The sequence below is a fragment of the Caenimonas sp. SL110 genome (assembly GCF_001044395.1).
GTDB lineage: Bacteria > Pseudomonadota > Gammaproteobacteria > Burkholderiales > Burkholderiaceae_C > Ramlibacter.
This window is the reverse complement of record NZ_JANU01000062.1, coordinates 1-20,634: the sequence shown is the minus strand read 5'-3', so window position 1 is coordinate 20,634 and position 20,634 is coordinate 1. Positions and strand designations below refer to the sequence as shown.

Annotated in this window: 19 protein-coding genes; 9 read left to right on the top strand and 10 right to left on the bottom strand. The window is 64.5% G+C overall.

All coding sequences use genetic code 11. The features are described from left to right. From AQ12_RS20910 to AQ12_RS20895, 4 genes are all read right to left on the bottom strand, one after another. On the bottom strand, window positions 1-379 hold a 379-nt coding region (locus AQ12_RS20910), incomplete at its 3' end, for a biotin/lipoyl-containing protein (protein WP_048441919.1). Between the two features lie 3 nt (window positions 380-382). Beyond that, entirely contained in the window at window positions 383-1,429 is a 1,047-nt protein-coding gene (locus tag AQ12_RS20905; RefSeq protein ID WP_193388014.1) for an alpha-ketoacid dehydrogenase subunit beta, read from the bottom strand. A gap of 29 nt (window positions 1,430-1,458) precedes the next feature. Then, the gene (locus tag AQ12_RS20900; RefSeq protein ID WP_048441918.1) at window positions 1,459-2,694 is read right to left on the bottom strand and encodes a 3-methyl-2-oxobutanoate dehydrogenase (2-methylpropanoyl-transferring) subunit alpha; all 1,236 of its coding nucleotides are present in this window, start codon (window positions 2,692-2,694) and stop codon (window positions 1,459-1,461) included. Between the two features lie 129 nt (window positions 2,695-2,823). Then, complete coding sequence (locus AQ12_RS20895; RefSeq protein ID WP_048441917.1) at window positions 2,824-5,115, bottom strand: DUF1631 family protein; 2,292 nt, start codon at window positions 5,113-5,115, stop codon at window positions 2,824-2,826. Window positions 5,116-5,267: 152 nt separating this feature from the next. Between AQ12_RS20895 and AQ12_RS20890 the strand changes: the two genes are divergently transcribed. Next, entirely contained in the window at window positions 5,268-5,840 is a 573-nt protein-coding gene (locus tag AQ12_RS20890; protein WP_048441916.1) for a YidB family protein, read from the top strand. A gap of 123 nt (window positions 5,841-5,963) precedes the next feature. Here the strand turns inward: AQ12_RS20890 and ettA are convergent, their stop codons facing one another. Together ettA and AQ12_RS20880 are read right to left on the bottom strand one after the other, a co-directional pair. Continuing rightward, entirely contained in the window at window positions 5,964-7,625 is a 1,662-nt protein-coding gene (gene ettA / locus AQ12_RS20885; protein ID WP_048441915.1) for an energy-dependent translational throttle protein EttA, read from the bottom strand. Window positions 7,626-7,755: 130 nt separating this feature from the next. Then, window positions 7,756-9,954, bottom strand: a complete 2,199-nt coding sequence (locus AQ12_RS20880) for a DUF1631 family protein (RefSeq protein WP_048441914.1) — start codon at window positions 9,952-9,954, stop codon at window positions 7,756-7,758. A gap of 284 nt (window positions 9,955-10,238) precedes the next feature. On the opposite strand from AQ12_RS20880, the gene AQ12_RS20875 reads away from it, so the two are divergent. Together AQ12_RS20875 and AQ12_RS20870 are read left to right on the top strand one after the other, a co-directional pair. Further along, window positions 10,239-12,044 carry a DEAD/DEAH box helicase gene (locus AQ12_RS20875; RefSeq protein ID WP_048441913.1) on the top strand — a complete coding sequence of 602 codons (1,806 nt, stop codon included), beginning with the start codon at window positions 10,239-10,241 and terminating at the stop codon, window positions 12,042-12,044. Next, on the top strand, window positions 12,034-12,609 hold the full coding sequence (locus AQ12_RS20870; RefSeq protein ID WP_238587790.1) for a hypothetical protein: 576 nt from the start codon (window positions 12,034-12,036) through the stop codon (window positions 12,607-12,609). The genes AQ12_RS20875 and AQ12_RS20870 overlap by 11 nt, the downstream gene beginning before the upstream one ends. A gap of 46 nt (window positions 12,610-12,655) precedes the next feature. Here AQ12_RS20870 and AQ12_RS20865 read toward each other — a convergent pair whose 3' ends face one another. After that, complete coding sequence (locus AQ12_RS20865) at window positions 12,656-13,438, bottom strand: transglutaminase family protein (protein ID WP_048441912.1); 783 nt, start codon at window positions 13,436-13,438, stop codon at window positions 12,656-12,658. 217 nt (window positions 13,439-13,655) lie between these two features. On the opposite strand from AQ12_RS20865, the gene AQ12_RS20860 reads away from it, so the two are divergent. From AQ12_RS20860 to AQ12_RS20840, 5 genes are all read left to right on the top strand, one after another. Then, entirely contained in the window at window positions 13,656-14,576 is a 921-nt protein-coding gene (locus AQ12_RS20860) for a sugar kinase (protein WP_048441911.1), read from the top strand. After that, entirely contained in the window at window positions 14,573-15,454 is an 882-nt protein-coding gene (locus AQ12_RS20855; protein WP_048441910.1) for a 2-dehydro-3-deoxygalactonokinase, read from the top strand. The genes AQ12_RS20860 and AQ12_RS20855 overlap by 4 nt, the downstream gene beginning before the upstream one ends. Before the next feature lie 12 nt (window positions 15,455-15,466). Next, entirely contained in the window at window positions 15,467-16,105 is a 639-nt protein-coding gene (locus AQ12_RS20850; RefSeq protein WP_048441909.1) for a 2-dehydro-3-deoxy-6-phosphogalactonate aldolase, read from the top strand. Beyond that, window positions 16,102-16,893, top strand: a complete 792-nt coding sequence (locus AQ12_RS20845) for an SDR family NAD(P)-dependent oxidoreductase (RefSeq protein ID WP_048441908.1) — start codon at window positions 16,102-16,104, stop codon at window positions 16,891-16,893. Before AQ12_RS20850 ends, AQ12_RS20845 begins: the two co-directional genes overlap by 4 nt. Window positions 16,894-17,027: 134 nt before the next feature. After that, the gene (locus AQ12_RS20840) at window positions 17,028-17,573 is read left to right on the top strand and encodes a hypothetical protein (protein WP_048441907.1); all 546 of its coding nucleotides are present in this window, start codon (window positions 17,028-17,030) and stop codon (window positions 17,571-17,573) included. Here the strand turns inward: AQ12_RS20840 and AQ12_RS20835 are convergent. Genes AQ12_RS20835 through AQ12_RS20825 form a run of 3 tightly spaced genes read right to left on the bottom strand, consistent with a single transcriptional unit; the run spans window position 17,542 to window position 19,851 of the window. After that, entirely contained in the window at window positions 17,542-18,144 is a 603-nt protein-coding gene (locus AQ12_RS20835; protein ID WP_048441906.1) for a DsbC family protein, read from the bottom strand. The genes AQ12_RS20840 and AQ12_RS20835 overlap by 32 nt on opposite strands. A 20-nt stretch (window positions 18,145-18,164) precedes the next feature. Continuing rightward, the gene (locus AQ12_RS20830; protein WP_048441905.1) at window positions 18,165-19,403 is read right to left on the bottom strand and encodes an MFS transporter; all 1,239 of its coding nucleotides are present in this window, start codon (window positions 19,401-19,403) and stop codon (window positions 18,165-18,167) included. Then, on the bottom strand, window positions 19,396-19,851 hold the full coding sequence (locus AQ12_RS20825; protein ID WP_048441904.1) for a MarR family winged helix-turn-helix transcriptional regulator: 456 nt from the start codon (window positions 19,849-19,851) through the stop codon (window positions 19,396-19,398). The genes AQ12_RS20830 and AQ12_RS20825 overlap by 8 nt, the downstream gene beginning before the upstream one ends. Before the next feature lie 81 nt (window positions 19,852-19,932). Between AQ12_RS20825 and AQ12_RS20820 the strand changes: the two genes are divergently transcribed. Beyond that, window positions 19,933-20,469, top strand: coding sequence for a PaaI family thioesterase (locus AQ12_RS20820; RefSeq protein WP_048441903.1), 537 nt, complete (start codon window positions 19,933-19,935; stop codon window positions 20,467-20,469). Window positions 20,470-20,634 lie beyond the last annotated feature (165 nt).

Below are 20,634 nucleotides of genomic sequence, written 5' to 3'. Positions count from 1 at the left end.
CCTCACCCCTGCCCTCTCCCCAGAGGGGCGAGGGAGTAACAGCCGCAGCCGCAGCCGGTGCAGCAACGGCCAACGACGGCGCGGGCGCTGCATCGCTTCTCACCGCGGGCGCTGCATCGCCTTTTACATTACCCGCACCTTCAACTTCCAGGCGAATCAATTCCGCACCGACCGAAATCAGCTTGCCGACTTCAGCGCCCAGCGACACCACCTTGCCAACGACCGGCGAGGGAATCTCCACCGTCGCCTTGTCGGTCATCACGTCGGCCAGCACCTGGTCTTCCTGGACCATGTCCCCGACCTTGACGTGCCACGCGACGAGTTCGACTTCTGCAATGCCTTCGCCGATGTCCGGCGTTCTTACGACATGTGAGCCCATGGTTCAGTCTCCCATCGCTCGTTTGAGCGCGGCACCGACGCGCTCAGGCCCCGGAAAGTACGCCCACTCCTGCGCATGCGGGTACGGCGTGTCGTATCCCGCCACTCGTTCGATGGGTGCCTCCAGGTGATAAAAGCAGTTCTCCTGCACCAGCGACAGCAGCTCCGCGCCGAAGCCGCTCGTGCGGGTGGCCTCATGCACCACCACACAGCGCCTGGTCTTCTTCACCGATTCGACGATCGTTTCCAGGTCCAGCGGCCAGATCGAGCGCAGGTCGATGATCTCGGCGTCGATGCCGGTTTCGCGCGCTGCGCATTCGGTCACCCACACCATCGTGCCGTAGGTGATGACGGTCACGTCCTTGCCCGGCTTGAAGACCTTGGCCGATTCCAGCGGCACGGTGTAGTAGCCCTCGGGGACATTGCCCATCTCGTGTTTGGACCAGGGCACCACGGGCCTGTCGTGATGGCCGTCGAACGGGCCGTTGTACAGGCGCTTGGGCTCCAGGAAGATCACCGGATCGTTGTTCTCGATGGACGAGATGAGCAGGCCCTTGGCGTCATACGGATTGCTCGGCATCACGGTGCGGATGCCGCACACATGGGTGAACAGCGCTTCCGGGCTCTGGCTGTGCGTCTGCCCGCCATAGATGCCGCCGCCGCAAGGCATGCGAATCGTGATCGGGGCAGTGAAGTCACCGGCAGAGCGATATCGCAGGCGCGCGGCCTCCGACACGATCTGGTCCGATGCGGGATAGAAGTAGTCGGCAAACTGGATTTCGACCACCGGTCTGAGGCCATAAGCGCCCATGCCTACGGCACAGCCGACGATGCCGCCTTCGGAGATCGGCGCATCGAAGCAGCGCGACTTGCCGTACTTGGCCTGCAGGCCCTCGGTAACGCGAAACACGCCGCCGAAGTAACCCACGTCCTGTCCGAACACGACCACATCGGGGTCGCGTTCCATCATCACATCCATCGCGGAACGCAATGCCTGGATCATCGTCATGGGCACGGTGTTCATGGACGGCTCGGGTGAGGCCTGCGCCATGTTCTCGTCACGGGTTTTGGTCAGCATGTTCATACACCCATTTCCTGGCGCTGCCGGCGCAGGTGCGCGGGCATGGTTTCGTACACGTCTTCGAAGATGCCCGCTGCGCTGGGCATGCGATGGTCGAGCAGGGTGCCGTAACGCTCGGCCTCTTTTTGCGCGGCAGCGACTTCAGCTTCGAGTTCCTTTTGCACTTGCTGATGCTGCGCATCGGACCACTCACCGATGCGGACGAGGTGCTGCTTGAGCCGCGCGATCGGGTCGCCCAGCGGAAACCGCGCCCAGTCGTCCGCGGGCCGGTACTTGGTCGGGTCATCGGAGGTGGAATGAGGACCCGCGCGGTAGGTGACCCATTCGATGAGCGTGGGCCCGAGGTTGCTGCGAGCGCGTTCCGCGGCCCATTGCGAAGCGGCATAGACGGCCAGGAAATCATTGCCGTCCACCCGCAGCGATGCGATGCCCGAGCCGACACCGCGCGCGGCGAAGGTTGTCGATTCACCACCGGCAATCGCCTGGAAGGTCGAGATCGCCCACTGGTTGTTCACCACGTTCAGGATCACCGGCGCGCGATAGACATGCGCGAAGGTGAGCGCCGTGTGGAAGTCGGCTTCGGCAGTGGCGCCGTCGCCGATCCAGGCGGATGCGATCTTCGTGTCGCCCTTGATGGCCGATGCCATCGCCCAGCCCACGGCCTGTATGTATTGCGTGGCGAGGTTGCCCGAAATCGAGAAGAAGCCGGCGCGCTTGTACGAATACATCACAGGCAACTGGCGGCCCTTCATCGGGTCGCGCTCGTTGCTCATGAGCTGGCACATCAGCTCCCACATCGGCACATCGTCACGTGACAGCAGCAGGCTCTGCTGGCGGTAGGTGGGAAAGCACATGTCGCCATCGACCAGTGCCAGCGCGTGCGCCGAGCCAATGGCTTCTTCGCCCAGGCTCTGCATGTAGAACGACAGCTTCTTCTGGCGCTGCGCGATGAGCATGCGCGCATCGAAGGTGCGGGTCTTGAGCATCGCGCGCAAGCCCTTGCGCAAAATGGCTGCATCGACCTGCGGCGCCCACGGCCCGACGGCTGCGCCATCGTGATCGAGCACGCGTATGAGCTGGAAAGTGAGGTCGCTGGTTTCCTGCGGCACCGTGTCGACGGGCGGCCTTCGCACGGCGCCTGCGGGCGACACGTGGAGGTAGGAAAAATCGGTCTCGCACCCGGGTCGCCCAGTGGGCTCCGGCACGTGCAAGCGCAAGGCTTGTGGCTGGTTCATCCGTTTCCTTTCGCGCGCGATTGTGTCGCCCGCGGGGTTTATGACTGCACTGCAAGGCCGGGTAAGGCTGCAGCACGGGTCCCGCGCTGGATCACGCGAGTCGTCCAGTGTATTGGAAAACCGATGGGCTCAGAGCTTCACGTCGAGGCTGTTGCGCAGCGCCTCGTCGGCCACCGCATCGAGCGCGCCATCGACCACGGTCTGGTCCGAGATCAGGCGCAAGCTGCCGCCTTGGAGCATCTTGCCCAGCAGCCGCCGCGTCATCGAGTGCTGCTTGCCTGAGGCACTGGTGAACATGAAGAGCGTGCGGTGAGGGCTGGCCCATGTGACCTGGTAGCGGCCCCAGCCGCCTTCGATCGCCATCTCGACCCAGGCGCCCGGCAGCAGGCTGGTTGGCGGCAGTTCCGGCTCCACGCTGGAACGCGCCTGGCCCTGTGCCCCGGGACGCGTCTGGCCGAAGCCCGGCTGGGTGTGCTGGAACACCTGCTGGGGCGACAGGGACTGGTCGGTCTCGACGAAGCCGGAGTGCATGACCTCGGTGGGCGCGAGCCACGATCCGTGCTCGCCCTCACCGCCATCGCCATCGCCATCGCCACCCTCCCCCATCATCGCTTCGAGTTCTTCCCGCGACATGCTGGTGGACAGCGCGACCGGCCTTGCATCGGCGGCGCCCTTTGCGGCATCTGTACCTGCAGCCCTGATTGTCAATTCGTGCAGGCGCTGGAGGTGATCCATGAAGCGCTGCGTTGCCGGCAAGGGATAGTCGATGGTGGCAAGGGCGAGCTTCAACCTGTCGGTGATCGCCGGCCCGAAGCTGGCCAGCCGCGCGGCATTCGCAGGCGTCATGCGCGGCTGCACGCTCCACAGCAGGTCGGCCACCATCGCTGCGTAACCTCCGGGATCGTCTGTATCGGCACCCTCGCCCAGGCGTGCCTGCGCGATGACCTGCGACCACGGACCCACCAGGAATGCGGTGACTTCCCGTGGCGCAGCCTGCACGTCGGGACGCACCCGAAATTCCCTGGCGATGCGCTCGGCCAGCAGATTGCGCTGCTCGGCCTGCAGCAAGGCGCGCACGGCTTTTTCGCGGTGGTGGCGATCGCGCTGCTGGGCTTCGCCCCACGCCTCTTCGAGCGTGGTCAATGCAAACTCGAACGGCTCCGCACCGGGGATGCGAGTGGACAGCAGCACTTCGACCGCCTGCTGCAACGGCTCGATGAACGCGGCAAAGCCCGGTGCCTCGATGGACTCCCATGCCAGGCTGCGCTGCGTCATCTGCTCCAGCAGGCGGCGCGCCGGATGCTTGCGGTCACTGAAAAATCGCGGATCGTCCATGGCCAGGCGCAGCAGTGCGGGTTCGAGTTCGCGCACTGTCTGCTGCACCGGCGGCAACAGGCGCGGATCGCTGGCGATCTTGTCGATCATCAGGTCCACCACCTCCAGCGCCAGTGCCTGACCGGGCCTGTGCGCCTTGGCCCGCAGGACTTCGCGCACCGATGTATCGCCCGTCACATCGACAACATCACCTGACCACTGGCGCTGCCGCAGGCGTGCCAGCACCTGGTCCACCTGCTTCATTTCCTGCAGGGTCTCCAGCGCTGCCGGCACGGTCATGGAGAACTCGGGACCGCGCGCCGATCCGATCATGTCTGCAGGGTCGGGTGAATCGAATTCGCCGGCCAGCAGCCTGCGCAGTTCCCTGAGGTTGAGCAGGGTGCTGGCGGCAGCGCCCGGATGCGCCGCGCCCTGCCCCGGCGACCCTGCTTCCCGCATGGGCGCGGCATTGAACCCGGCGGGTGTCACGCCCTGCATGCGCAGGTTGTCTGCAAGGTCCTTGTAGACGCGCGCCAGCTGAACGCCCAGCGCCTGGCCCATGTGATGAATCCAGCGGTTTTGAACCGGCAGCGCGACCGGGCTTTCCTTGACGATCTTTCGCAGGGACCGCACGAAGACCTCGGGACGCAAGGGGCTGCGGTCAGCGGGCATGGTCTTGAGCCCCTGCACGGCGCAAAGCAGGGTATTGAGTTCTGACAGCTCCGCTTCCACCTGGGAGGACACCGCCTGTTGCAGGCGCATCTGGTCGACGCTTTCCTGCATCTGCTCGTCGCCCATCAGTTCCAGCGAATCGAAGCTCAGCGTACCGGGCTTTCGTGCGTCGCCAGCGATGGCCTGCGCGAACTCGGCAAGCAGCGCCTGTGGATACGCTTCGCACAGCGCAGGTTCGTTTTTCGCCAGCAAACGGGATGCCTCGGTGAGGAGCTTGCGCTCCAGATCGTCGTGGCCCATCGCGCTGGCGCGTGCGAGCGAATTCGCGGCCTCGGCGACCAGCCTGTGCATGAGGGCCAGGCCCTGCAGTGCCGCATCCTTCATGCAGGCGCGAAAGAGCGCCTGGTGCGCTGACTGTTGCGATGCGTTTTGCATCTGCGTCTCCCTGGAGTCTTCACTCTTGAGCTTGACCGTCTCGCCTGCCCTTGCAGGGCATTGACCCGCGCCTGTGATCGGTCCGGGCCTACGAAACGAGCGTGCAGCGCCAGTTTAAGCTGACCTCAATACATTACACAGGAGTTAAGAACATGGCCAACCCAATCCTTGGATCCATTCTTGCCGGCGTGTTTGCGAAGGCCATGCGCGGCCGCGCAAAGGCCGGCCCCTATGCCGGTGCGCCCGGCGCTGCCGGCTCAGGCGGGCTGGGCGACCTGCTCGGCGGAATGCTCGGCCGCGGACGGCCCATGGGCAGCCCCGGCGGCGCGCTCGCAGGAAACAAGGGCATGCTGATTGCGATGCTGCTTCCGTTCGCCATGCAGTGGGTGCAGCGCAATGGCGGCGTGGGCGCGGTGCTCGATCGCTTCAGGCAGAAGGGTTACACGAAGCAGGCCCAATCGTGGCTCTCGACCGACCAGAACACCGACGTGGACGAGACCGCGATCAATGATGTCGTGGGCCTGGAGGAGCTGTCACGCCTGTCGCGCCAGCTCGGCGTTCCTGAAGAGGAAGTTGCCCGCGGCTTTGCGGAAATCCTGCCGGAGATGGCGGACAAGTTGTCGCCAGACGGCAACTTGCCGCCCGAAGCGGATGACGCGCTAGATGGCGGGCTGGCTGAGCTGGAGCGGGAACTCAACCGGATGCAGACCAGCATCACGGCTTGAAGTGGCTGTCATGCCGGGGGCGTGATCCGGCATCCACTGCGAAGCAGCTACGGCCGCTGAAGTCATGGATTGCGGATCGAGTCCGCAATGACAGGCCGGTGTGCCCGATGAGCCCGGTGCGCGTTACTTCAGCGCCTTGTAGCGCATCCGATGAGGACGAGCGCCCTCTTCACCCAGGCGCTTGACCTTGTCGGCTTCGTATTCCTGGTAGTTGCCGTTGAAGAACGTCCACTGGCTGTCACCTTCGGCAGCAAGGATGTGCGTCGCGATACGGTCCAGGAACCAGCGATCGTGGCTGATGACCATCACGCTGCCGGCAAACTCGAGCAGCGCATCTTCCAGCGCGCGCAGGGTTTCCACGTCCAGGTCGTTTGACGGCTCGTCAAGCAGCAACACGTTGCCGCCTGCGATCAGCGTCTTGGCCAGGTGCAGCCGGCCGCGTTCACCGCCGGAGAGCGTGCCCACACGCTTTTGCTGGTCGCCGCCGTTGAAGTTGAAGCGGCCCGCGTAAGCGCGGCTGGCCATCTGGAACTTGCCGACGGTCAGGATGTCCAGGCCGCCCGAGATGTCTTCCCAGACGGTCTTCTGGTTTTCGAGTTCGTCACGGTGCTGGTCAACGAATGCCATCCTGACGGTCGAGCCGATCACGACGCTTCCGCTATCGGGTTGCTCCTTGCCTGCAATCAGCTTGAACAAGGTGGATTTACCGGCACCGTTGGGGCCGATGATGCCGACGATGGCACCCGGTGGCACGGTGAAGCTCAGGTTGTCGATGAGCACGCGGTCACCGAACGACTTGGTGACGTTGTGGAATTCGATGACCTGCTGGCCCAGACGCTCGGCGACAGGGATGAAGATCTCCTGCGTCTCGTTGCGCTTCTGGTATTCGACGTCCGACAGCTCTTCGAAGCGGGCCAGGCGGGACTTGCTCTTGGCCTGACGTGCCTTGGGGTTCTGGCGCGACCACTCCAGCTCTTTCTTGAGCGCCTTGGCGTGGGCCTCTTCGCTCTTTTGCTCCTGCGCCAGGCGCTCGCCCTTTTGCTCCAGCCAGGTGCTGTAGTTGCCCTTCCATGGAATGCCGTTGCCCCGGTCCAACTCCAGAATCCATTCGGCTGCGTTGTCCAGGAAGTAGCGATCGTGGGTGATGGCGACCACCGTGCCGGAGAAGCGCGTCAGGAACACTTCGAGCCATTCGACCGATTCGGCGTCCAGGTGGTTGGTCGGCTCGTCGAGCAGCAGCATGTCGGGCTTGGACAGCAGCAGGCGGCACAGCGCGACGCGGCGCTTTTCACCACCGGACAGCACGCCGATCTTCGCGTCCCAGGGCGGCAGGCGCAGGGCATCGGCTGCGATTTCGAGCTGGTGCTCGGAGTCGGTGCCGGACGTGGCGATGATGGCTTCAAGCCGGGCCTGTTCGGCAGCAAGGGCATCGAAGTCGGCATCGGGTTCAGCGTAGGCGGCATAGACCTCTTCGAGCTTGGCCTTGGCGGCGAAGACCTCGCCCATCGCCTCTTCGACGCTTTCGCGGACCGTGTGCTCGGGGTTGAGCTTGGGCTCTTGCGGCAGGTAGCCAATGTTCAGCCCCGGCATCGGGGTGGCTTCGCCCTCGTATTCCTTGTCCACGCCTGCCATGATTTTCAGCAGCGTGGACTTGCCCGAGCCGTTCAGGCCGAGCATGCCGATCTTGGCGCCGGGAAAGAAAGACAGGGAGATGTCTTTGAGAATGTGACGTTTCGGCGGCACGATCTTGCCGACGCGATTCATGGTGAAGACGTACTGGGCCATTATTTCTGCTTGTGCGGGGGTAACCCGTGATTATCGCTTGGGATGTGGTTGCGGACCTGAGCCGCAATCCATGACCGGGTGCGCCGTCGAGCAGCCTGGATGCCGGGTCAGCCCGGCATGACAGACCGGCTTAACCCTTGTTGTTGTCCAGGCTGTTTTTCAGTGCCGTCTTGGCGACCTGGTCCAGCGCTTCATCGACCACATTGCGTTCGGCAACGATCTTGATCATTCCCTGGGCGCGCAACCGGTCCATCGTGCGCCGCGACATGGAGTGCGCAGTGCCCGCGATCGAGGTGAACATGAACAGCGTGCCGTGGGGACTGGACCAGGTGAGCTGCGCCCGGATCCACTCGTTCTTGACCTTGAGCTCGACCCAGGAACCTGTCTTCATCTCGCCGGCCCGCGCAGGTTCGCTGGGCTGCTCGATCATCGCTTCCGGACTGGCCACGTGTTCGGGCAGGAGCGCGTCGCCGTCCATGAAGCCGGAGTCGACCGCTTCCTGGTTATCCAGCCAGATCGCATCGACCGCGGCCAGTTCCTCGTTGAAGTTGGACTCCTCGGCCTCTGCGGCCTGCGCCGCCGCCTGGCTCACCTCGTCGCGGCCTTCGTGAACGGCGGCGCGGTGGATCACGATCAGGTTGTTGAAGAAACGTGCGGTGAGTTCCGGCGGATATTCGATGCGGTCCAGGCCTTCACGCAGCTTGGACAACAGGCCCGGAATCATCTGGACCAGGCGGCGTGAGCGGCCGCGCGTTGCCGTGCTTCTCTGCACGCTCCAGACCAGGTCATCGACCATGGTCCGGTAGCCGTACGGGTCATCGGACCCATCAGCACAGCTGAGCTGCGCTTCGGCCACGACCTGGGCCCACGAGTTGCGCAGGAAGTCGGACACGAAGTCCGGAACTTCCAGGCCGTCGAACTGGGTGGCAAAGCCTGCGGCGAGCTTTTGGGCCAGCAGGTTTCGCTGTTCCGCATGAAGCAGGGCCCGCGCCGCTTCCTCGCGACGCTGCTTGAGCACATGATCGTGTTCGGACCACTGGTCCTGCAGGTGATCCATCAACTCGCCGAACGTGTCGGCGTCGACGACCTTGCTGCCCAGCCAGTTGGTCGAATCTTCGACCGTTGCCAGAAAGCGCGCCCAGCCCGGATCCTTCTCGTCCTGGAAGGCAAGGCTGCGCTGCGTGATCCGGTCCAGGAACTGCCGGGCCGGATGCGTGCGATCGCTGAAAAACCGGGAGTCGCCTTCGGCCAGCTTGAGCACAGCCGGCTCGATGGCCTTGAGCTGCGCCTTGAACTGCGGCAGCAGGCGCTTGTCGACCGCCAGGTTGTCGAACATGAGCCGCACCACTTCCTCGCCCAGCTGGTGACCCAGGCGCGGCTGCGGTGCCTTGGGCGCCTCGGCCTCGATCAGCATGTCGACGGCTGCGGGGGGCGGAACCTTGATGCGTTTTTCGAGCTTCTGCACCAGCACATCGACCTGCTTCATGTCCTGGAGCATCGACATGGATGCAGGCATGGTGTGCAGGAAGTCGCGCTGGCCGGATGGCTGTGAGTCAAAGTCCCCGGCCAGCAACTTGCGCAGCTTGTCCAGCGTGAGCAAGGTCTTGGCCATCGAATCGGCGACCGGCGCGCCAGAGGCACCCGAAGCCTTGGTCACCCTGCCGCCTATGGGCACGGCAGGCTCGACACCGGATGACCGTAGCCAGTCGGTCAGCTCGCGATAGAGCTTGCGAAGGTTGGAGCCCAGCAGGCCCGCCGCCGGAGCAATCAGGGCCTCGCGCACATGATCGTCAGGCACATGCACCGCGAGCGTGGTCTGAAGTGCCCGCACGAACACATCGGGCCGCAGGGGATTGAGCCCCGGCTGTATGGTCCGCCAGCCCAGCAGCGTGCTCATCAGCGCGTCAAGCCCTGGCAGGACGTCATCGACGGCCAGTGAAACTTCCTGCTGCGCCCGTGCCACTTCTATGCTGGTGTCGAGTTCGGAATCTTCAAACAGGCGCAAGTCTTCAAAGCGCAGGAGCTCGGCATGCACCTGCTCCTTGCCACCGCCTTCGTACACCAGGCGCGTGAGCTCCTGCTTGTAGGTGGCAAGGACCGCTTTGGACTGGGCGGAAAGCCCCTGGATCGCCAGCTTGGTGCTGGGTTGCTGGAAGCTGGCAATTCGGCGGGGACTGTTGGGTGAGGTTGCCGCGACAAGGCCGCCGAGCATGTCGGTGACCAGCAGGTCGGACTGCTGCAGCAAGGCCTCCAGGCAGTCGTTCAGGGACGGCTGGAAGGCGGTAGGGTCATCGGAAACGCCGAGTCGAACTTTCAGCAGGCTGGCCATGGGCAATTGCAGTAATTCAAACCAATTATGAGTCGGCAGGGTGAGGTCGCGCCAGTGTTTTCCCCCGCAGCCCGTGGCATGGGTGATACGTTTGAGTGAACTTCATGCGACAATGCACGCTGTTGCGGACTCCAGTTGCCCGCAACCTCAGCAACTCTGCTGGGGACTATGCAAGACCCTCACGGTCTCGCGACTCCCAACCCTGAACCCCTATCTGCCTTTGACTGGCTCGGTGCAACGCACCGTACAGGCCGATTCCCAAGCGCCACGGATGGCGCATTCCAATGACATTTGACGAACTGAACCTGGCTCCTGCCATTCTCAAAGCCGTGCGCGAGCAAGGCTACGAAACCCCTACGCCGATCCAGGCGCAGGCCATCCCCGCTGTGCTGGAGGGCCATGACCTTCTGGGCGGCGCACAGACCGGCACCGGCAAGACCGCTGCCTTCACCCTCCCCCTGCTGCACAAGCTCACCATGAGCCGCAGCGCCAAGAACAAGTTCGGCGGCTACGGCATCCGGGCCCTCGTGCTCACACCCACCCGCGAACTGGCCGCGCAGGTCGAAGAGTCCATTCGCAACTACGGCAAGTACCTGCAACTCACCTCCACCGTCATCTTCGGCGGCGTGGGCATGAACCCCCAGATCAGCAAGCTGAAGTCCGGTGTCGACATCCTCGTCGCCACGCCCGGCCGCCTGCTCGACCTGCAGCAGCAAGGCATGCTGGATCTGTCCACCGTGCAAATCCTGGTGCTCGACGAAGCCGACCGCATGCTCGACATGGGCTTCCTGCCCGACGTCAAGAAAATTCTCGCGCTGATGCCCAAGGAAAAGCAGAGCCTGCTGTTCTCGGCCACGTTCAGCGACGAAATCCGCGACCTGGCCAACGGCCTGCTGAAAAACCCGCAGAGCATCCAGGTCACGCCGCGCAACACCACGGTGCAGCGCATCACGCAGAACGTGCACCCGGTCAGCCGCTCCAAGAAAAAGCAGCTGCTCGCGCACATCATCAACGAGCACAACTGGAGCCAGGTGCTGGTGTTCACCCGCACCAAGTTCGGCGCCAACAACGTCGCCGAATTCCTGACCAAGAACGGTATCAACGCGATGGCGCTGCACGGCAACAAGAGCCAGTCGGCACGCACGCAGGCCCTGGGCGGATTCAAGAGCGGTGACATCCGCGCACTGGTTGCCACCGACATCGCTGCGCGCGGCATCGACATCGACGAGCTGCCGCACGTCGTGAACTACGAAATCCCCAACGTGCCCGAAGACTACGTTCACCGCATCGGCCGCACGGGCCGCGCGGGCAACGACGGCGCGGCCGTGAGCCTGGTGTGCCTGGATGAAGAAGGCTTCATGCAGGAGATCGAGCGCTTCACCAAGCAGCGCATTCCATCGGTTGTGATCGAAGGCTTCGCGCCCGAGCCCGACGAGCGCGCCGAGCCGATCGCCATGGGTCGCCAGACGATCTGGGGCGGCCTCGGCAAGCCGCCGGGCCGCGATGTGATGGCTGCAGCTGCCAAGGCAGCGCGCCAGGAAATGATGCAGCGCATCCGTGACAACAAGGCCGCAGATGCAGAGCGCGGTGGTGGTCGCAGGGCAGCCGGCGGCGGCTCGGGCTCTGGTGCAGGCAATGGTGGCGGCAACGGCGGCGGCCGCGGTCGCAGCGGTGGCGGCAACGCACAGCCGCAGGGCCAGCGTGCCCAGGCGCCGCGTCCGGCGCAAGGCCGTGGCGGCAACGGCGGCGGTGGTGGCGGTTATGGCAACGGACAGCCTCCGCGTCACGCCAATGGCAACGGGAACGGCAATGGCAATGGCGGCGCACGTCCGCCGCGCCGTGACCTGGAAGACCAGCCCCGCGATGGAGCGCACAATATCTCCAGCCCGTTCGTTCAACGGGACGCAACAGTCAAACACACCGATGGACAACCCGATCCCTTGCGCACCAGCGTCGACAGCATGGGCGGCCGCGGCCGACGTGGCGGCGGAGGCGGTGGTGGGGGCGGCGGTGGCCGGTCGAACCGTTCTGGTGGCGGGGGCTACGGGGCTCGTGGGCCGGGAAATCCTGCAAGGACTTTTGGCCGATGATTCGGTAGCGGTGGTCCATAGCCTGGGCCGCCGCGAAATTGCACTCACTCACCCGAAGCTGGTCCAGCATCGGGTCGATTATTCGAAGGCCTTGCCCGCGCTGCCCAGCGTGGGCGAGGCCTTCATTGCTTTGGGCACCACCATCAAGGTTGCCGGCAGCCAGGAGGCGTTTCGCACCATCGACTTCGACGCGGTGCTGGCCGTGGCGAGAGCCGCAAAAGCTGCGGGGGCAAAGCGCCTGGGCGTGGTGAGTGCCATGGGCGCCGATCGCGCATCGGGCATTTTCTACAACCGCGTCAAGGGCGAGACCGAAGATGCACTCTCGGCGCTCGGTTTCGACACGCTCGTGATCGCCCGCCCTTCTTTCCTCGCGGGCGATCGCTCGGTGCTGGGTCAACCGCTTCGCAGCGGCGAAAAGCTGGCGATGAACATCAGCCGCTGGCTGGCGCCGCTGATTCCGGTCAACTACCGGTCAATTGACTCAGCGAAGGTTGCGCGGGCCTTGCTCAAGGCCGTGCCAAACACAAGCCGAAAGCAGATCCTGTTGTCGGGGCAGATGCAGTAGCAGGGCTGTCACGCCGGAATCGATCCGGCATCCTCTCGCTGCGGCCTCAAGCCCGCCGGGTCGTCACAGCCGGGGGCGGCGTGCGCGCCTCTTCGCGAAGCTCGCGCACCACACGTTCCATCATCGGGGCCAGCACATTCCACTGCACTGCGCGTGCGAGCCTGGGGTATGAAGCTCGCCAGATCGGGGATGCAGCCAATTGCATCGGATCGCTGAAGACGCCCATGTCATTCATGACCATCGGATCACTCGCGGTGGGCATGCCGCCCAGCCAGGCATCGCCGGCCGCAGTCCAGATCATGTGGCCCTCGCGGTGGATGCCGTAGCCCCAATCCCAACCAGAATCCTGCAGCCGCCTGCGTGCGGCAGCCATGTAGGCCGCGTCGAAAATGTAGGTGTCGGTGCGCATCCAGGTGCCGTTCAGCCATATCTCGGCGACGGGACGGACCGCTGAAGCGACACCGGTGGTGAGCCCGCGAAGAATCTCGCCGCGAAGCTCGATGTAGCGGATACGCGCCGGAATTTCGACAGCGCGCATCAGCGCAATCAGCACGGTGGACTTGTCGTCTGCATCGCCGCGGCCGGCAGCGATCACTTCGCGTGCGGTGCGCAGCCGCATCTTGAGCGGCTTGGCAAAGGGAATGCGCTTGACGAAACCGTAGATGGCCAGCGCCTTCTCGCGCTCCGACTTGCAAAGCTGCGTCAGGGCATGGGCGCGCAGCCGCAGCTTGGTGTCCTCGAGGTCGAGCAGGCTCGTCGAAGCGAGCCAACCAGACGGAGCGTCCGGGTCGGGCCGAGGCTGCGGACCAGTCGATGCGGGGGTTTCCACCAGAGGCACAGCACTCCCAAAATGCTCATGTTGTATAGACAATTCTAGCGTCGGGAATGTCTGCAGCACAGGCAATTTCAATTCGGGTGATGGTTGGTTGCCACACGCACCGGCCGGGGGCGCGCATGCACAACTATTGCGCGGCCCCACGAATTGGAAAGTGCTCACAAGACCCGCTACGCTACAACCGTCCCTTCAACCCAACAGACCACAGCCCATGGACAAGCCTTTCGACATCGCCGCCATCGGCGAGGCCATGCTGGAGTTCAACCAGACGCAGGCTGGGCAGCCGCATTACCTGCAGGGTTTCGGTGGTGACACCAGCAATGCCGTGATTGCCGCGGCACGCGCCGGTGCACGCACGACCTACCTCACACGCCTGGGACAGGATTCGTTCGGCGATGCGCTGATGGCGCTGTGGCTGCGCGAAGGCGTTGACACGCAAGGCGTCGAGCGCGATGCAGGCGCGCCGACTGGCATCTACTTCGTCACGCACGGCCCGGCCGGTCACGAGTTCAGCTACCTGCGCGCGGGTTCCGCTGCCAGCCGCATGACGCCCCAGTGGTTGCCGCGAACGCTGGTCAGGCGCGCGAAGATCCTTCATGTGTCAGGCATCTCGCTTGCCATTTCTGCCACCGCCCGCGAGACCGTCCTTCAAGCCATGCAGGAGGCACGCGACGCGGGAACGCTGGTCTCGCTCGACTCCAACCTGCGCCTGAAGCTCTGGCCGCTTGACGAAGCACGCAAGGTCCTGGCGCGCGCGATCGGCCTGAGCGACATCTTCCTGCCCAGCATCGACGATGTCTGCGCGCTCAGCGGGCTCGAAGACCCCGAAGCCATCATCGACTGGAGCCATGCGCACGGCGCAAGACAGGTCGCGCTCAAGCTCGGCGGGGATGGGGCTCTGGTGAGCGATGGCACAACGCGCCTATCCATTCCAGGGCATCGCGTGAAGGTTGTCGATGCGACCGGCGCAGGCGACTGCTTCTGCGGCAACCTGCTGGCCCGTCTCGCGAAGGGCGACACCATCTTCGAGGCAGCGCGATACGCCAACGCCGCTGCTGCCTTGTCGGTGCAGGGATTCGGCGCCGTCGCGCCACTGCCCCACCCTGCACATGTGCAGGCCCTGCTCGCATGAAGCGCCCGCTGATCGCTGTTGACTGGGGCACGACCTCACTGCGTGTGGCGCTGCTCGATGAACGCGGGCAGGCCGTTGAAGAACGGTCGTCGGCACAGGGCATCCTGTCGGTGACGCCGGGTGAATTCGCGTCGGTGCTCGCGCAGGCGTGCAGCGGATGGCCTGCCGGCGCGCTGACCCTCATCTGCGGCATGGCCGGCAGCAGGCAGGGCTGGATGGAAGCGCCCTATGCCGCCTGCCCGGCTGGCTTTGGCGACATCGCGGGCCAACTGCTCTGGGTGGACGCAGGCAACATCGCCATCGTTCCGGGCCTGCGTTGCGAGCACCACGGCGTGCCGGACGTGATGCGCGGCGAAGAGACCCAGGTTTTTGGTGCGCTGCAAGCGTTGTCGCTGGACTCGGCGCGGCTGGTCCTGCCCGGCACCCACAGCAAATGGGTGCGCGCCACGAACCGCAGGATCGACAGCTTTTCAACCTTCATGACCGGCGAAACCTACGCGCTGCTTCGTCATCAATCGATTCTTTCGCGCACCATGCCCGCGCAAGACCTGCAGTTCGACGAGCCTGCATTTCGCGCAGGCCTGGAGCACGCCTTCGACTGCGCAAACCTGCTGCAGGCGGCTTTCAGCGCGAGGACGCTGTCGCTGTTCGACCGCATGCCTGCGCAGGTGATGCCCAGTTATCTTTCAGGCCTCGTCATCGGCGAGGAGCTGCGCGCTTACCCAACGCATGAGGCCGACCCGGTCATCATCGTGGGGAACGACGCGCTGGCACAGCGATACGGCGTGGCGCTGCAGTGGCTTGGAATCTCCACGCGCAGTCCCGGCTCGCAGGCCACGTGGCGCGGCCTGGCCGCCATCGCACGAACACTGGATTGAATCGGGCAAGACATGAACATCGAACAGAAACTCAATGCCGCGATGTCGGCGCTGCCACTCGTTGCAATCCTGCGCGGGATCACATCGGCAGAAGCCATCGCCGTCGGCGCTGCGCTGGTTGAAAGCAGCTGGAAGATCATCGAAGTGCCGCTGAACTCACCACAACCCCTGGACAGCATCGGCTTGCTGCGCAATGCCTGCCCCGACGCGTTGATCGGCGCCGGAACCGTGCTCGACGTGGCGCAGGTTCGCGATGTGCATGACGCCGGTGCGCAGCTCGTGGTCTCGCCCAATTTCAACGCAGATGTCGTGAGCGAAGCCGTGGGGCTGGGCATGGTGTGCCTGCCGGGGGTGGCAACCGCCACAGAAGCATTTGCCGCACTGGCAGCGGGCGCATCGGGACTGAAGCTCTTCCCCGCCGAAATGATCTCGCCCGCTGCGGTGAAGGCGCTTCGCGCAGTGCTGCCCCTGCAAACCCGGCTGCTTCCGGTCGGCGGCATCCACACCGGCAACATGCAGGCTTACCGCGATGCGGGCGCGAGCGGATTCGGCATCGGCTCCGCGCTCTACAAGCCCGGGATGCCGGTGCAGGACGTGCGCCGCGCCGCGCTCGATTTCGCTGCCGCATGGGCAGGTACCATCCGCGCATGAACAGCGTCCACAGCTCCAATCCAGCCATCCACTTCGGCCTGTCAGGCCGCGTCTGCGTCGTCACGGGTGGCGCGCAAGGCATAGGCGAAGCCTGCGTGCGCCGCTTCGCCCGTGAGGCCGCGAAGGTCGTCATCGTGGATGTGGACGATTCGCACGGCCAGCCGCTGGCTGAAGAACTCGGCGGGCTCTACATCCACTGCGACGTCGGGGACAAATCGCAGGTCGATGCAATGGTGGCAAGGACGCTTGCCGCACACGGGCGCATCGACGTGCTGGTCAACAACGCCGGCATCTTCAAGGCAGCGGATTTTCTGGAGATCACCGAGGCCGACTTCGATGCCGTGCTGCGCGTGAACCTCAAAGGCGCGTTCCTTGTCGGACAGGCCTGCGCGCGGGAAATGTCCAGGGCTGGCGGCGGCTCCATCGTCAACATGAGTTCGGTCAACGGCGTTCTGGCCATTCCCAATATCGCCAGCTACAACGTGAGCAAGGGCGGCATCAACCAGCTGACCCGCGTGATGTCGCTTTCCCTCGCAGACCACGGCATTCGCGTCAACGCCGTCGCGCCCGGCACGATCGCCACCGAGCTGGCTTCCAAAGCTGTGCTCACCAGTGAGGATGCGAAAAAGCGGATCATGAGCCGCACGCCCATGAAGCGGCTGGGTGACCCTGCCGAGATTGCCGACGCAGTGGCCTATCTGGCCAGCGACGCCGCCAGCTATGTCACTGGCGAAATCCTGGTCGTGGACGGAGGCCGCATGACGCTGAACTACGTGGTGCCGGTCTAGCCTTTGCACTGCCCCGCCCGGCCCAACGGCAGAGCGTGTTTCGCACCGTAAGTGAGATGACTCGTTGTGACGGGTCGTCGTCCTACAGGGCGCCATCACAGGCCGATGGAGCATTCGGGCAACCCGATCGCACCATGACAGACCAACTGATCTTCACCCTTCTCACCGCGCTGGGCGTGATCACGGTCGCGTCGTCCTTCTTCCAGCAAAGCATCGGGCGCGCCGCATTTCTCCGGTCGCAAAGCCACAAGATGGCACAGGCCCTGCACTCATACACCGACTGGATCGAGCAACAACGCGACCTGCCGTTTACCGCACGAAGCCTGGATGAGTTGTCATCGCCAAGGCCACTCGAAGTGGCCAGCGCCATCAAGCGTGAAGCGTTTCCATCACTGCATTCGCACATCGTGAGCCTGCTTTTGACTCACAACGAAATCTCGGAATACCTCTGGCAGCAAAGCCTCTTGCGCCTGTCCCAGGGCTGGGCCTGGTGCGAGGCCAGCGAAGACCCTGAATGGCAACGCCTTCGCACGGAGCAGCAAGAGCTGATCGGAGAAATGATCGTGATCTGCCACGCGTTGTCAGGCGCAGCAGATCGCGGTTGGGCGACCCGGGCGAACCCGGCCCGCGGCTGGTCAGGCGTGCCGCTTACTGCCCAGCAGGCGCCGCAACACCAATAAACGCGGCGAGAGCCGGCGTCGGCAAGGAGCCCTCGTTCTTCACGATAGCGCCGGTTTGCGCGTGCTGGGCGACCAGCGTCGGAATCGACGCGAAGCCGAACCGGTTCATCAGGTCCGTGTTCTTCTTGATCTGGGCCTGCTGCGAATCGGTGCCGCTGGCTGCCGTGATGCCCCCGCTCTTGGCGAGCAGCGATGTTTCATGCTCATCCATGGCCGCCGCCGGGTCCTTGGCTGCAAGGATGGTGGCGCCCTGCGTGGTGCTGGACTTGTTCATGATGCCCACCGGGATCCAGACGAACTTGGCCTGTGAACGCAGCGGCTTGGCCGAATTCCACAAGGCAGCGCAATGCGGGCACTGCGGATCAAAAAACACATACACCGTGCGCGTGCTCATCGAGGAGCCGACGGTAAAACCGGTGGCCTCCGCCTTGATGGCCTCGATGGACACCGGCGTGGATTTCTCCTGGACGGCGGGCGCAGCAGCGGTGGAGGACGGAGCGGTGGAGTCCTTGCAGCCGGCCAGGGCCAGCGAGGCTGCCAGCGCAACAAAAGCAAATTTCAGGGTCTTCATACCCGGAACGATACCGCAACTCAAGCAGCCGCCGGCCGGGCAGGTGCGGGTAACTTCGCCTCCTGTATGGGCAAGTGAATCAGCGCCGCGCCGACCGCGAGAACGATGTCGATGTACCAGACCCAGTCGTAGGAGCCGGTCGCCTCGAACACCTTGCCGCCCAGCCAGGCACCCAGGAACCCGCCAATCTGGTGGGTGAGCATCACCACGCCGAACAGGGTGGCCATGTTGGTCGTGCCAAAGAACTTGGCCACCAGCCCCGCCGTCGGCGGAACCGTGGACAGGAACGTCACGCCCATCACTGCCGCGAAAATCAGCACCACCGGGCCGGTCTTTGGCGCCAGCAGGAAGACCAGCACGGCCAGACCGCGCACGACATACAGCATCGACAGCAGCGACTTCATGCGCCACCGGCCCACGGCCCAGCCCATCGCCACGCTGCCCACGATATTGAACAGGCCGATCATGGCGAGCGACCACGCCGCGTACTGAACCGGCAAGCCGCACGACGCAATCACGCCCGGAAGATGCGTCGCGAGGAACGCTACATGAAAGCCGCATACAAAAAATCCGGCGCCCAGCAGCAGGTAGCTTTTGTTGCGAAGCGCGGTCCGCAGGGCCTCGCCCGTGCCCACGACCTTCTGCCCTGCGGGCACGGACTGCAGCGAATTTCCCTTGAGCAGGAAGGCGGCGGGAAGGCACAGCAGCACCAGCAGACCCATCACCTGCATCGCGTTGGCCCAGCCGATGCCCACCATCAGGAAACCGGCAATCGGCGCCATGATGAACTGGCCGAACGAGCCGCCTGCGTTGACGATGCCGGTGGCCAGTCCGCGCCTGTGCGGCGGTATCAGCCGCGTGGTCGCGGCCATCAGCACTGCGGGCCCGGCCATCCCCGCGCCGCCTGCGGACAACACGCCAATCGCCAGGATGAGGCCCAGCGTCGTCGTCATGTAGGGCGTGATGAAGGTGCCGATGGCGACCAGCACCGTACCCGCAAACAGGACCCGCCCTGCCCCGACCTTGTCAGCCATGGCACCGGCAAACGGCTGCGTGAGACCCCACCAGAGTTGCCCGAATGCAAATGCAAGGCTGATGTTGGCGATGCCCAGTTGCGTCGCCGTGTTGAGCGGACTCATGAACAGGCCCATGGTCTGCCGGGTCCCCATCGTGAGGGCGAACGTCGCAGCTGCGGCCACGAGGACGAGCCAGAACACGGGTGCTGCAGGGATGGATTTGCTGGCCGCGACTTCACTCACCGACGTCTCCTTCAGGCAGTGGCGACAAAAGCGCCAGGCACTCATCGAGCATCTCGTGCAGCGCCACCACGCGCTCAGGGTCGAGCATCTGGTTGATGCCCTCCTGCGCCACGCGCCAGCGGCGCTGCGCCTCCTGACGCTTTTCGCGGCCCGCAGGGGTGACCATCACCAGGCGGCTGCGTGCGTCGGCGCCGGGAATCTGCTGGAGGTAGCCCGCGTCGATCAGGGGGCGCAGGTTGCGTGTGAGCGTGGACGCGTCGATGCGCATTTCGCGTGCGAGGTCCCCCGGGCGGATGGGGCCGAGCTTGACCACATAGGACAGCAGCGAGTACTGCGTGCCCTTCAACCCTGTCTTGCCGACCTCCGCGTCGTAGTGCTGCGCCACCCGGCGCATGAGCTGCCGCAGCTTGATGTTGGTGCAGCCCTGGGGCTTGACAGAGATTTCCATGACGATTATTGTAGCTGCAACTGTTGCATATGCAAGTTAATATGCAAATTGTCTGACTGCACACCTTGAAGGAATCACACCATGACCCCGATGAACCAGCTCGAAGCCTGGCTGGCCCAGGAACGCGAAGTGAAAGCGATGATCGACGCGGGCGTCGGCCCCGGCGTGGCGCGAGCTGAGCATGTCGCCGGCAAGACAGGTTTGGAGATGATGCAGGCGATGCTGCGCGGTGAGATGCCCTATCCGCCGATTGCGAAGACGCTGGACTTCCTGCTTATCGAGATCGGCGAGGGTCGCGCGGTGTTCCAGGGCACGCCGGGGCCGACTCACCTGAATCCGATGGGCGGCATTCATGGCGGCTGGTATGCGACGCTGCTGGATTCAGCACTGGGCTGCGCGGTGCACACCATGATGCCGCCGGGCCGCGGCTACACCACGGCGGAACTCGGGGTGAACCTCGTGCGCGCCATCGGCAACAAGGCGGCCCGCGTGCGCGCGGAAGGCAAGGTGATCCATTGCGGCCGGCAACTGGCTACGGCGGAAGCACGGCTCTATGGACCAGACGGCACGCTGTATGCGCACGCGACGACGACGTGCCTGGTGTTTGAGTCGAAGTGAACAGCCGCTGCGTACGGTTGTCATGCCGGACTCGATCCGGCATCCACCGCGAAGCGGCGACCGCGCTTGATCGAAGATGGATTGCGGGTCGCGCCCGCAATGACAGCTGGTCTTTGGCTGTCATGCCGGACTCGATCCGGCATCCACCGCGAAGCGGCGACCGCG